10 protein-coding genes and 1 tRNA gene are annotated in these 14204 nt (G+C 37.0%); 6 read left to right on the top strand and 5 right to left on the bottom strand.

Annotated elements, in window-relative coordinates; genetic code table 11:
- The 3 genes from B4N43_RS07850 to B4N43_RS07840 are packed head-to-tail and all read right to left on the bottom strand — an operon-like array spanning position 1 to position 4815.
- Positions 1–3153, bottom strand: coding sequence for a SusC/RagA family TonB-linked outer membrane protein (locus tag B4N43_RS07850; RefSeq protein ID WP_286733963.1), 3153 nt, complete (start codon positions 3151–3153; stop codon positions 1–3).
- On the bottom strand, positions 3150–4457 hold the full coding sequence (locus B4N43_RS07845; protein WP_286733960.1) for a TlpA family protein disulfide reductase: 1308 nt from the start codon (positions 4455–4457) through the stop codon (positions 3150–3152). Before B4N43_RS07845 ends, B4N43_RS07850 begins: the two co-directional genes overlap by 4 nt.
- 4 nt (positions 4458–4461) lie before the next feature.
- Positions 4462–4815: a hypothetical protein gene (locus B4N43_RS07840; RefSeq protein WP_286733959.1), complete on the bottom strand. Its 354-nt coding sequence runs from the start codon at positions 4813–4815 to the stop codon at positions 4462–4464.
- Positions 4816–5433: 618 nt separating this feature from the next.
- Here B4N43_RS07840 and B4N43_RS07835 point away from each other — a divergent pair.
- From B4N43_RS07835 to B4N43_RS07810, 6 genes are all read left to right on the top strand, one after another.
- Positions 5434–5880: a hypothetical protein gene (locus B4N43_RS07835; RefSeq protein WP_286733957.1), complete on the top strand. Its 447-nt coding sequence runs from the start codon at positions 5434–5436 to the stop codon at positions 5878–5880.
- Positions 5881–6186: 306 nt separating this feature from the next.
- Positions 6187–6477 carry a helix-turn-helix domain-containing protein gene (locus B4N43_RS07830; RefSeq protein WP_286733954.1) on the top strand — a complete coding sequence of 97 codons (291 nt, stop codon included), beginning with the start codon at positions 6187–6189 and terminating at the stop codon, positions 6475–6477.
- A 643-nt stretch (positions 6478–7120) separates the two neighbouring features.
- Positions 7121–7195: transfer RNA gene (locus B4N43_RS07825), tRNA-Lys, on the top strand.
- 480 nt (positions 7196–7675) lie between these two features.
- Positions 7676–9877, top strand: coding sequence for an AAA family ATPase (locus B4N43_RS07820; RefSeq protein ID WP_286733953.1), 2202 nt, complete (start codon positions 7676–7678; stop codon positions 9875–9877).
- Between the two features lie 51 nt (positions 9878–9928).
- Positions 9929–10654, top strand: a complete 726-nt coding sequence (locus tag B4N43_RS07815) for a hypothetical protein (protein ID WP_286733951.1) — start codon at positions 9929–9931, stop codon at positions 10652–10654.
- A 416-nt stretch (positions 10655–11070) separates the two neighbouring features.
- On the top strand, positions 11071–11823 hold the full coding sequence (locus B4N43_RS07810; RefSeq protein ID WP_286733950.1) for an FRG domain-containing protein: 753 nt from the start codon (positions 11071–11073) through the stop codon (positions 11821–11823).
- A gap of 65 nt (positions 11824–11888) precedes the next feature.
- On the opposite strand, the gene B4N43_RS07805 is transcribed toward B4N43_RS07810, so the two are convergent.
- Entirely contained in the window at positions 11889–12539 is a 651-nt protein-coding gene (locus B4N43_RS07805) for an IS256 family transposase (RefSeq protein ID WP_286733949.1), read from the bottom strand.
- A 13-nt stretch (positions 12540–12552) separates the two neighbouring features.
- Positions 12553–14178: an ISL3 family transposase gene (locus B4N43_RS07800; protein WP_286733948.1), complete on the bottom strand. Its 1626-nt coding sequence runs from the start codon at positions 14176–14178 to the stop codon at positions 12553–12555.
- Between the last annotated feature and the right edge of the window lie 26 nt (positions 14179–14204).

Below are 14204 nucleotides of genomic sequence, written 5' to 3'. Positions count from 1 at the left end.
TTAAAATGTAAAACTTAGACCAAAAACAAAAGTCGGCTGTGCTTTAGGCACATTATTGTAATTGGGGTCGACACCCACCCTATTCCCTAGCCATGCCCAATTCGGGCTTTGCACCTGAGCAAACACACGTGCATTTTGTAGTCCCCAGCGATGCAAGGATTCAGGGTTAAATCCGTAGTACAGCAAGATATCTTCCACACGGATATTGTCTGATTTTTGAACCAATACATCCGAGTATTTATAAAACTGATCGCGGTCTGAATTTCTCGTTAAATCGAGCGAGGGAATAGCTGTCTTCAATTCATCCCCTGCCGTCTGCCATCTTTTGGCATAATCGGCATGGCCGCTAAACCCAGCCAACAAAGTTGAACTAAGGAACGATGAGGTACGGAAGTAACCGCCAAATTTGAAACTGAGATTGACCGAAAGACCTACATTTTTATAAGTCCATTCATTGCGCAAAGAACCATACCAAGGCGATTGCATCGGACCGTTATATACCATATCCTCTATGCGTGTATTGTTCAGTATACTTTTATAATCTTCTGATACCTCGCCGTTAGCGATTCCCTGTGGATTACCATTTGTAGGATCCAAACCCTTCCACGGATAACTGAAAACTGCATATAAGGGCTTTCCTTCCAAGGGGCTAATTCCTGAGCTGCCTAAATACGGCATCGGTGATACGCTCTTGGGCATTAGGTATTTTTTCACCTTACTATTGCTATAACTCAGATTTAGGAATGTATTCCAGGTCAGAGCAGCATTCATATTTTTTGATTGAAGGGTTAAGTCTACCCCATTACCGTCCATCGAAGCGACATTGCCGAAGAAAGATGTGATGCCCAAGGTAGGATCCATAGGAGCCTGTGAGAGGAGGTCACGACCATTTTTTAGGTAGTAATCCAATGAGCCCGATAAGCGTTTTTCAAAAACCGAGAAGTCGGCACCAAAATTAGCTGTATTGATCTTTTCCCAGCGCAGGCTTTTGTTTGGCGGTGAGTTGAGCGTGGCAGCAGGCAGTCCCGAAATGGTATAGGAAATATATTGTATGGTCGTCATCGCGGTAGCCATTCGGGATATATTCCCATTGACACCGTAGGAAGCCCTTAGCGCCAGCCTATCCAATAGTCCCGTTTCCCAGCGAAGACCTGCAGACCAGAAAGGTGTACCCTTGGCATTCGTTTCCACACCAAATAGATTAGCCTCATCTTTGCGTACGCTACCCGAAATAAAAAGCCGATCCTTATAAGAGACCACCGTATTTGCAAACCAGGACAAGAAGTTATCTGTCTGCTTGTTTACACCCGACACTGCGGGAACTTTAGCCAATGCCCCATTGCTCAACAAGGTGAAATTCGTTATGTAATCTACGTCCCTCGCTACAGACATACGATCATCAACATAGCCATAATAACGACCATATTTGCCCTGTTCGATTTTCGACCGGATTTCATAACCAGCCATCGCATCCATGCGGATATGATCATCGATTTTTTTGGTATAGTCAACTTGTATACGTCCCTGATGCGACTGCAGCGTGCTTTCGTTGAAATCCAATATTCCACCTTCGGGAATAGCACTCGTCCAGTTGCCATTCTTTTTGTAAGCATATTGGTTGGAAAGCCTTCTCACTAGATATGATCCGCTATTGTAGTGATTGTCGTTGCCGTCAGAACCGATCTGATATTGATATCTTAGGCTAACGGAGAGATCTGTGATTGGTTTGACGACAAGTGCTATGTTATTTGTTAGATTATAACCAGCCGTTTTATTGGCGACAGTATTGAGATCACGCACAGAATTAAAAGACCAATCTTTTAAATTTCCTCCTCCCACCGTATCCAAATAGGCTTTGGGATAGTTCAGATAAACATTCTGAGGACTGCCATCCGCATCGACCAATGAAGCATATGGATATATTTCACTATTGTCCATAATCAGATAACCCGGATTGGCATTTGCTTTTTGCCTCGTGTACGTATATTGCAAATTGTGCGATAGCTCGATAATTGGCGAAAGCCGAAATGTATTGTTGTTTCTTATGGTCAGTCTATCATCCGAAGTACCACGTAAATTCGACAGTTCCTTAAAATAACCTACCGAAGTCATATGAGACACCTGCTTTGACCTGCCCGAGATCGCCAGATGATATTGTTGGCGAAAGCTTGGTCTATACAAGTACTGTGCGATATCTTTTCTTGCATCATTACTTTTCATTTGCTCAATCTGGGCATCAATTGTCGCATCATCGGGATTGCTTCTTTTCTTAAACAGTAACTCTACCACAGGTGTGATCGGTGTCAGGTAATAAGGTCCATTCAATAAGTTGTCGTAGGCACCTTGCGCAAACCGCAGCTTTTCAAATTCGATCATATCGGCTGACTTGATCCATTTTAAATTGTTCAGATCAGGTCGATTCTGTAGGGCAAAGTCAGACTTAAAATCAATTCTCAATTTATCGCTCAGTCCCTGTTTGGTTTTAATGACGATCACGCCATTTCCAGCACGAGCACCCCAGATACTCGCCGATGCCGCATCCTTTAAAATTGACACCGAGACCACGTCACTGGGGTTGATCTGACTGATATCCCCCTCGTAAGGAAAATCATCTACAACAATGAGCGGCTTTGCTTCTGCAGAAATTGTGCTCCGCCCACGGATCAAAAAAGCGTCAGTTTCCGCAGCATCTCCTTTATTGAATTGGATACCCGGAGAAAGCCCCTCAATACGTGACAGGATATTTGTACCAGCCGTCCTATTGAGCATCTTTTCAGAGATCACATCGACAGATCCTGTGATCTGATCCTTTCGTAGGCGCTGAAATCCTGTATGCACCACTTCCACATCTTCGAGCATGACGACCTTACTTACTAAACGTACAATTCCGTCCTTGGGCCAATCCTTTGCAGTCATTGTTTGGGGGGCATAGCCCAAAATCATAATCCGTATGGAGTCTTTCGGATTTGCTGCAATCGAAAATTTTCCTTCAGCGTCTGTCGATGTAGCGATATTGGATGCTAAATTTCTGACTGTGGTGTGCTGCAGCGCCTGCCCCTTATCATTTGTCACAAGTCCATTTAATATTTTCTGCGCAAAGGCCTGTGAAACCAAGCCAAGCACTGTTACTATACAGTATACTATTCTTTTCATCGTGCAGATTCATTTTTAGGGTCAACAACAAGCATTTCCAAAGATTCAACGGCATGGGTAAGTGTCAGGCCATTTCGCTTTAAGAATGCAGCTAAACGAGTTTGATCCTTGGCAAGCGGGGCAATAGGTTCATTGGCATAGATGCTCGTCTCTAAAGGCAACTCTGTCATATAGATGGGCATATCTACCTTCCATTTAAAGTTGGCATTTAACAGTGCGATGAAGGATTTCAGATCAATCCTATATTTTAATTTTTCAAGCTTCGCCGCAGGACTGATTCCCGGCTTTACGATCTTTATCACCTGCATATCGCGAATTTCCTTATGCACCTGGCAGTTAAAGGAAGCTTGCAAATCATCCAGAAACCAGACTTTCATTTGGTCATCGGAAGTAATTTCGGGAGCGATCAGTTGATAGCAGCCCTGTTTGCTGATGATGCTGTTATTTGCCCATTTTACCGTATTGGCTGATATTCTATTGAGTGGCATATTGGTCGCATAGGCAAGCATACTCAGGACCCATGCGTTATTATAATATAACAACTTCTGGCCGTTGGTCTTCATGACGCCATTGCTCCCGCTGATACCCTTTAAATAGCCCGTCATAACAGACTTTTTATAGATAGGGATATTTGCACGCTTGGCAAATTCATCCAGTGGCATGGTCAGGCTAAAGTCCATAAATTCGGCTTTGACTTCCATTTGGGGTAGATATCCATCGAGTGCAAGTGCAATATTTTTTTCATTAGCATCTACCGCTGCACCGATATGGACGACTTTATTGTCCATGATCCATACCTGATGCGGAATACTACGATGCGGAAAATACTGAAGCAGTTGCGGATCCGAATACACGCTAAACGGATGAAAGTTGAGTTTTGCCATCTGCCGCTGCAGCAAGTCAAGATTCTCATAGGTAACAGGCAAAAGGACGAACTTATCGGCGTACTTCTGTTCAATCACCTGAAGTTTTTTGATTGAGGCGATACAAGGTGCACACCAAGTTGCCCAAAAGTCGATTATAATAAGCTTCTTTGTTTGCAAATCTTTCAACTGAATATGCTCTCTTTGCTGCGGATCATACATGACAGGCAATACTGTATTCCATAGTTTATCCGGAATAGGGTCACCAATATTTAATGGATGAATGCTTGTATCTTTCTGAATATCAATTGACAGGGATAAGGATTGAGCGGATAGCTTTAATGTCGCTAATAAGGCATATAAGATCACAAGTACTGTAATCTTTAGTATTTGAATATAGAGCAGTGCACTGCTATTGGATTGTAATTTTAACTTTTTCATGATACTAGGAATTGGTGTTGGATGGGGATACCCGAAGGAAGAAATCGGAGATTTCCTTGGTTGCCTTTAACTCTTCTTTACTTGTTTCGAAAACTTCCGAAAGAGATAGTGGAACCAAATCCAAATTGCTTAAATGTGCCTTTAGATAAGCAACAAGAGCTCTCAATACGTCTAGTGAGAATCCAGAGAGCGCCTCTGATTTTACTTTTGATTGAAGTTCAATAAGATTGTCTCTAATTAGACCAATTGGATATTGCTTCCAAAAAGCTTCAATGTCTTTTAGCGGGTAATAATCAGATTGGTGAACTTCATAAAGCGTTCTTTCGAAAAACAGAATGTCTGTGCATTGGGATTTCATATTTTAAGTTTTGAATCTGACCTGAATGCATAGCAGTTCCTGTCCGAAAGAAATCAGCTATTTTTCAGGCCGTGGGCCACAGTTAAAATTTTATTAATAGAGAAGCTAGAGGTGTGTGAATGGAATTTTACAAGGCATCAATATTGGCGAAACATCCTCCATAGCTGGTGAAGTCAGAATAATCTGAAGAGTTCGATTAATTATTCCGGATTTCGGATAATGTTCTTAAATAATTGCTTTCTCATCATTGCTCAGTTTATAATCATTAGCGATTGAGCAATGTAATCTATATGAAAGATATATCCATCAAAAAAAGGGGTGGATCTTACTTCATTCTCCACTGAAGGCCCTAGGAAGCCCCTAAACGAGAAAAAGAGCAAGCCCACCCCTCCTTCTGCTACAAAGGTAGAGATTGGGCTTTGAACTCCTCCTCTTGCGTTTAGTGAAAATTTCCTAGGTTTTCAGGGGCAAGATTCAGCATCAAAAGCCATATAATACTTGAATAATCCACTCTGAGGAATTATTCGTTAAACAAACATACGTAATATTTCGATTTTTACAAAATTTACGTATAGTTTTTTAACAATAGTATTACAGATATGTATTGTAAAATGGGGAATGAAAAAGATCAATCGTTTCTCACTATATGTTACTAATGCTGTAGCTCTCAGGCGATGCATTGCTGGAAAATCTCCATATGCACTTTCAATTGATCTGGAAAGAAATCCTAATTATGTTGGAAATATTGAAGACCCTAATAGGCCCGACCAATACAACAGCGCTGACTACCCGTCAATCGCTAAAGAGACAGAATGTAACCTAGAAGACATAATACCACCAGATGATTGGGAAGTAAGTAATACGCATGAAAAAGTGGATAAAGAAGTTGTTTCACTTTCTGATACTGATTTCGTAGAAAAAGTGTTGGTAGGAATAAGTACTTCCAGACATGTGGCGAAACTTAAAAGTTTAGAAGGGCTATACCAACATCTTTCTCCTAAAAACAGTAAAGAAAAGGAAGTTATAAAAAGTGTTTGGGAAAAGTTTACTAAAACAAACGATTAAAAACTTGATAAAAAGTAACTTTTAAATTACCTTTAAAAAATGAGAATAAGAGAGGTAATTGCTTTTAAAATTATTTTCAAGACTTTTGAATCACCCCAAAAGGTACAGGACAAAATTTGTAAAATAATTGGAGCAATAGAAACTCTCGAACGGACACTCAGTAACTATTTAAAACATTTAACTGGAACCGACGGATTATATGAAGCTAGGATTCAGCTTGGATCCAATATATGGCGTGTATTTTGAATCAGATCAAAAAAGCATTAAATATCATGGCTGAATATTGCGAACACAAAGGTAGAGAAGATGGAAACTAAGAATTGGAAAAATATTAAAGATGATACTTACGGAAAAGTAGGCACACAAAGAAGAGATGAATTAGATAGAGATTTTGAATCTTTTAAAATTGGGTTGCTCCTTAAAAAAGCACGCGAAGGAAGAAATATTACCCAATCCGAGCTCGCAGAACTCATCGATAAAAAGCGTGAATATATTTCGAAAATTGAAAATAACGGAAGTAACATTACGCTAAAAACATTGTTTGATGTTGTTGAAAAGGGATTGGGGGGCAAAGTCAAAATATCATTTGAGTTCTAATCTCATCAATTTTTATACCCTTGATTGAAATTATTCAGAGGCCATCTATCCGGAATGCGGAAAAGCCAGACGTAATTATGTCCAGAATGGACTATGTAATCATCTGCCAAGTGATCGAACGATTGAATGAAATAGACATGCGCGATGATGAACTTTCCTTTCTCCTAGGCAAACCCAATAATTACGTCTTTAGTTTCATTATAAAACCAAGCGACAAAAATCGCTTCAATGAAGATCAGTTAGATCTTCTCCCCTTTCTTCTCGATTGCCCCTTTTCAAAAATTATAGTTAATGGGACCAAAGCAGGTAATATTCAATTGTACCATACCAAAGCTATTGACGAAGATGGTTATAAAGGATTTTCTCATATCAAATATTCCAAAAAAGGAGAAGGCACGCGCATCATTTGGAAAAAGAAAAATGCGCCCAAAGGTAGCACCCGAAAAACTAACAAACCGCTGCTCGAGCTTCTCAAATTCTGGATTGAACAAGGCTACTTTGACCAACAAGTTAGTGCTCTGGAAATTTTCAAAAGGCTTAAATTGGAATCGGCTATTGGGTTCCGTGTTAGCGATATTGAAAAATGTATCAAAATTCTATGCGGCAGTCGACAAGCTATGCTGCAGAAAGATTCTATTGATGGGGTGCTGAGGTATTGGCGAGAAAAAGCAAAAGACTCTTAATCTTTGGGTCCTGAGTTCGAGCCTCAGCGGGGTCACGTTCAAAAAAGCCATTTTACGTAGGTAGGATGGATTTTTTTATTGTCTGCCCCTTCATTTACAGCCTCTTAACTTGATCTAAAGCATTCTGCTAGTTAATATTTCTGTTAATTAATTCTATATGCTAAATTACATTATTTAGGCTATAATTGGTATGAAAGTTATAGTTTTGGCGCATTTTTGGCGCACTTTTCAGAGTGATTTCATTGGTTAAGGACATGATATTTTAAGGTTTAAACCCAGTAGTTATTGTGTCTTAATCCATTATAATTTTTACTGTTATAGATTTTAATGTTGTCTTATTTAAGTTCTAATCTACTATTTTAAATGGTTTCGGTTTTTATTATCCAACTATACTAAATATTCAGTCAGAATACTATATTTCAATTTTGGAATGAATTAGAGTTCTTTTGCATTTTAAATTAAATAAAAAATTCTAATTTAATGTTATAATTAGTCACCTCAAATCGCCAAGATATATGTTAACCGAAATAAATTTAAAAAACGTAGCTAGCTATAAAGAGACTGCTAGTTTAAAAACCGATGGAAAAATTAATCTAATTTATGGCCTAAATGGAACGGGGAAAAGTACTTTTTCAACCTATTTTCAAAATATATCAGATCTAAAATATAAAGACTGTTCAATTCAAGGTTTGGACGATAGCAAGGAAATTCTGGTATATAACCAATCATTTATACACCAAAATTTTTATGAACCTGAAAACTTAAACGGTATTTTTACACTCTCTAAAGAAAATAAGGAGGCGGAAATAAAAATTCTTAGTGCTCAATCCGAGGTAGATCAATTAAACATCAAGTTGAAATCTAGAAATGAAGAACGTATAGTTGAATCTACCAATCTTTATAAAAAGCAAGAAGAAATTAAAAACTTACTGTGGAAAGTTAAAACGGACTATAGCGGGGGTGATAGGGTATTAGAATTTTGTTTAGATGGTTACAAAGGTTCAAAGGATAACCTTTCTGCTCATCTTATTTCCTTGGCATGCCCCTCTGAGAAACCTAATAAAACAATTGATGATCTTAAAGACATATCAACCTCTATATCTGGAGAAAATGCTACGAAATATACAGAATTGAATTCCATTAATATTGATCTAAATAACATTGAGTTGTCGAATTTATTTAGTAAACAAATTGTTGGAAATTCAAATAGTTCAGTATCGTATTTAATAAATAGGCTCAACAATTCAGACTGGGTTAAGGAGGGACTCTCTTATTTATCAGACTTAGATTTAGTAAAAGAAATAGACTGTCCGTTTTGTCAACAGCCGACCTTAACACATAAATTAATTGAAGATATAAAGAGCTATTTTGATGTTTCATATGAAGAGGATCTAAATAGATTAACATCTTTTAGATATAGATATAATGAAGTAATACAGGAGCTTCCTAATAAATCGCTTTTTGAATCAAATCCTAAATTGGAACCCTTTAGAAAAGATTTTGAAATCGCTTATGAAAATCTAAAAAAAGTGCTTTTAGATAATGAAAAGATTATTTCAGAGAAGATAAAGACCCCAAGTGTATCGTTACAACTCATAGAATCATCCAAATTTGTGTTGGAATTAAATCTAGTGATAGAAAAGGCTAACGAGTCAATTATACAACATAATTCAAATCTAGATCAAGAAGCGGCAGTGCGGGCGAAAATTAAAAAGGATTTTTGGTCTTTAATGCGATGGAATTACGACCAAAGTATTAAAGCTTTTGTTACAGAGAAAGATAGGATTACTAAGAAATTAGATAGTATAATGGAAGTAATTGTACAAATTGAAGGATTACTTAAAATACAATTTGAAATTATTCAGGAGCAACAAGGAAGAACAATAAATGTTGATGAAGCTATCAAAAATATTAATGATGGACTATTGGATTTAGGTATTTCCGAGTTTAATATTCAAAAGCATTCGAAAAATCTTTATAAAATTGTTAGAGGAGAGGAAGTTGAGAAAGTATTCCGATCATTAAGTGAAGGTGAAAAAATGATTATTAGTTTTCTTTATTTTATTGAGTTATGTAGAGGTAGAAAAGGAGCTGACGATCTTGGACTCAAGAAGATAATAATAATTGATGATCCAATTTCCAGTCTATCCCATATTTATGTATTTAATGTCGGAAGACTTATAAAGAAAGAGTTTTTTCCAAAGAAAAAAAAGAATAAGGATCAAATAGATTGGCTATATAATTATGAACAAGTATTTATTCTAACACATAGCCTATATTTCTTTTATGAAATAACCGAAACTAAACATGAAGACAGAAAAGAAACCCAAAAGTTATTCCGTCTTGCAAAGTCTGATCAAGGTAGTTTATTTAAAACAATGAAATATGAAGAAATCCAAAATGATTACCAAGCATATTGGTATGTAATAAAGGATGAAAGCCAGCACCCCGCTTTGATTGCAAACTGTATGAGAAACATAATTGAGTATTTTTTTAACTTTGTAGAGAAAAAAGACTTAAATAATTTCTTTAATCAAGAACCGCTTAATAGTAATAGATTTCAGGCTTTTTATAGGTTCATAAATCGCGAATCTCATTCCCTTGGACAAAATATATTTGATTATAAGGAGTTCAACTATAAAGACTTCAAAGATGCGTTTATAGCATTATTTGACTTAGCAGGTTATGATGCTCATTGTAAGAAAATGATGAATTAGAAAAAATAATATCTGTTATCAAGCTTGCTATAAATTTAATTTGACTTTACAATGGAAATTGAACATCAAGAAAAGGAAGAATGGTTGAAAATAAGAAAAAAGCTCAACCAACAGTATGTGTATGACGCTAATTGGGAATACGGTATTGGCATATTTCGTAAACGGCTTCATCGCAAATTTTTCAATCCAATTCAATTAATAATTGATCAAAATGAAATAAAAGGTGAAGGGTTTACAATAGTAACGGTACAGTGCTCTCTTATAGAAATGTTTGCTGCGTTTAAGGCTGGTAAAATTTTTAATCATAGCAAAAACGCCGCGTCTCCAAAATATGAGTATAAACATAGTTTGAAGATGTTCACGAGCTTACTTAATGAGAATGCGATATTCGAAAATCATTTTTGGGAAGTCGATAAGAATGGAAGTAAAAATATTGACAGTCCATTTAATGCTTCAGATTTTTATAAAAATGTTCGTTGTGGGTTGGTGCATGAAGCACGAACAAAGGGACATTGGTTTATTAATGCTGTTAAGCTTAGTGGAAAAGCTTCTGTAAAGACAGAGAAGATTTTTCTAAAAAAAGATTCTCGAGGAAATATCAAGATTTTTAGAACGATTCTTCATTATAGGCTTTTGATTTTATTTGACCAATATTGTAACGATCTCAAAGCTCAAAATGCTGCGGGAGAAAAATATCGAAGATATTTTGCGAGAAAAATGGATCATTTATTTGATATTCAAACAGATACTTCCTATGAGTGGTGGATTGATAGATAAATAATTAGGTGATTTTTTATTGCTCGCCTTCCTGCGAGTTGAACGAAGGTCGTTGAAGAAAAGTGCATCAGGACGATTCAACGATATCTATGAAATAGATGAAGCTTCTTGGCGGTATTTTTGAAAATGAGGTTGTGGCCTGGACTTATCAAAAATAGTGACAAGAGCGAAGCCTGAGAGAACAGCAGGCGAGCCAGACTCTAAAAGCGGTTGGATTTTGAATGTGCATGCAATGCTTATTCAAAAGACAAAAGAGTTTTTATGAAGTGGAGGGATTTATAAAACATTAAGTATGACAAACAGCGAAGCTATAAATATGAAAATTTATGAAATAAGGTTTCATATTTATCAAGTTTGGCGTATCTTAATGGCAGAAATTCCGAAACGGAATGCCATATAACCTATCAAGTTTTTTTATGCAAATAGAATGGAGTAATTTTTTAAAAATGATTCAAGATGAAGTTAATTCATTAAAATCAGCTGGGTGTTCAAATATATCATTTAGAGGTCACGCTAATAAAGATTGGAATTTAAGTCCAACTTTATTTGTCCAAAAGGAAATTAGAAATATTAGTGACCGTGAAATTATTGATATAGAAAATAATATTTATTTTGATTTCATCACTAATGCAGGACCATTAATTCCTTCGACTTTGAAAGATTGGGAGATTCTCTTTCTCATGAGACACCACGGAATTCCCACACGAATACTCGATTGGACTGAAAATTTTGCGACCGCATTATTTTTTGCTCTTCATGGTACAGGAAATACTCCAACCATATGGATGTTCTCTCCACATGAGTTAAATCGAATTGCTTATATAAATGACGAAATACCAAATCCTATTAATGATTTAAATTTTACATATTGTGAGGCTTATATAGAAAAAAGAGTCAATCCATACCCCAATCCTATTTGCATAATTCCTGCAAGAACTGGTGGTAGATTATTCGCTCAAAAGGGCCTCTTTACTTTACATGGAAGTGATATGACTCCGTTAAATAAAAACGAAAAAATTAAACATTGTTTTAAGAAGTTTGAAATACCAGTAAATTGTATTCAAGAGGCTAAAGATTTTTTAGAACTTTGTGGCGTAAATAATTATTCGATATTTCCAGATTTAGACGGTTTGTCTAAACATCTGAATAATATTTTTTTTGAAGAATAAAAATAAATAATTGGGACTGTCCCACTAAGTGTGTAAATAAAAACTACGGAGTTCGGTTATGTTCCTTATAACTGGACTCTGTTTTCAAATAAAGTTAAGAACTGATTTAGGATAATAGCCCAGTTACGAATGGGCATTGTCCATTTTCTAGAGATTTCTCTCAAAGCTAAATATACAGATTTCAGTACGGCATCATCGCTGGGAAATGACAGTTTTTTCTTTGTGTATTTACGGATCTTCCCATTCATGTTTTCGATGATATTGGTTGTATAGATTATTCTTCGGATCTCAAGAGGAAAGTCGTAAAAGACGGTCAGTTCGTCCCAGTTCTCCTTCCATGATCTTACAGCATAAGGATACTTGGATTCCCATCTATCGGCAAAATCAGCCAGTGCGGCTTGTGCAGCCTGTTTATTGGGAGCATCATAGATAGGCTTCATATCCGCTGTAAAGGCCTTTTTATCCTTCCATACAACATATCTGCAGGCATTTCGGATCTGGTGGACAACACAGACCTGGGTGCTGCACTGGATATTACAAGAACCCATTACTCCGAAATACCCACTTTTAAAGTATATAGCAAAAGTAAGCTGGCTTGTGTCGCAATTTGAGGAAAAGAAGGAGTATGTAAGCGGTAGTGCGGAGATACCGAAAAGTCGGGGTTGGATATTACGGTTTGATTTGTGCCAGTCATTTCGGTCGGATGGGTTCTTCATCAATTTTGGTGAATTAGGCTGATTTAGCAAGAACCATTTTTCTTAATAACTCAAAGCCTGCCTTCCCATACATTTTCCTTTTGATGTTTTTTATTCGGTTTACCTGGCCTTCAACTTGACCATTGCTTATGGATGTTATGACAGCATTATTAACTGCCTGATAGTCCTTTATGAGGTTTTTAGCAAAGTTTTTCAAACCACATTCTGATTTTATCGCCTCATCAATCCAATTTTTTAACAGACCGTCCTGTTTGCTCTGAAACAATCGCTTAAAACCCTTTACCTGCTGCTCCAATTGTTTTATCTGCGGAAATTTATCAAACAGTAATTTCAAAAATTCCTTGTCATCATTTCCCTTAATTTGCTCTAATTCCATATAGAGCATCAAGGAGAGCCTCGCCGGTGACCAGGTTTTTGCTACTATGGGAGTTACTGTTTTGGTTCTAGTGAATGGCTGCATTTGATAAACTTCGTTCATCTTGTGGCAGAACTGTGTGTATTTTCCGTTGAAACCCATCTCTACAATTGTTTCATGCAGTTCGCGGTATGTTTTACCTCGGTTCTCTTCCATCAAGAGAAAGTTAATAAAAGCGTCCAGGTTGGTTGAACTTCTGGATTGCCTTTTTGTAAGTGAGTCCATTAAAACGTATCTTCTAACAGTGTCACGCGCGAGCTTCGTAATTCTGGCAATCTGTCTTAGCGTAATACCGTTTCCGTGTAGCTCTTTAACTTTGTCAAAAAGATACTTTCTAGCGACACTAATATTAGCCGTCGAAATGTTCGGCTCTACGATTTCTAATACTCTCTTAGCTGGCTGCTCAGTCTCAGCTGATGTAGATCGTTCGCTTTTGGGATCATTGTAAAGCTTAAATATCTCCCTTAGTTCTTTTCCTTTTGATTGAAAAATCCTTTTGGTTGCTTCTCCAAGGTTCAACAGTAAGTGAAAGCGATCTGCAACCTGGTTGGCTTGAGGGGCGCCCGCTTTTATGCCCAAAGCATATGGTCCATATCGATCCCTGGAAACTGTTTTTATTTCCGGATGCTTTTTTAGCCATTCGGCGAGGGTGCCCGATTCACGATCGGGCAGCAGGTCGATAACTTCTTTTCTTTTTAAATCAACAATAACGGTTCCGTAGGTCCTTCCTTTTTTGAAAGCCCAGTCATCTACGCCAATTACACCAGATGTTAATGAATTAGGTTGTATATTGACTCTTTTGATCACCCGTAAAATAGTGGACGGGCTGACAGGTAGTCCAACATAACCGCTTATTGATGCGCCTTTATTTCCGCCCAGTTCAAGTGCCATTTTAAAAAGAAGATCATTAGAGCGCATAAGTCTTCTATAATAAGGCTTGATTTCACAGTGGAAGCGTTCAGTAAAAATCTTTCTTGGGCAGGCTATATTGTCACAGAAATACTTTCTAGCACGCAGCTTGACTTTCGTTATATGACCGGAAATAGGAAGATCCAAAAGAGTCCTAAAATACCTACTGTGGATCCTAATACTCTTCTTTTTGCAAATAGGACAAACTGAATATTTTTGATAAGCACATGTATTAATACAAAGTTCTCCTGGAGAGGAATATATTGTGTGAGCTTTTAGCTGTAAATTAGAAGGAAGGATAAAATGTGGAATCATGACATAAAAGTATAATAATAAATTAC

Source organism: Sphingobacterium sp. UBA1897 (assembly GCF_002337775.1).
In the GTDB taxonomy this organism is placed as follows: Bacteria; Bacteroidota; Bacteroidia; order Sphingobacteriales; family Sphingobacteriaceae; genus Sphingobacterium; species Sphingobacterium siyangense.
Note: the sequence above shows the minus strand (reverse complement) of the source record. Positions and strands in the feature narration are given on the sequence as shown.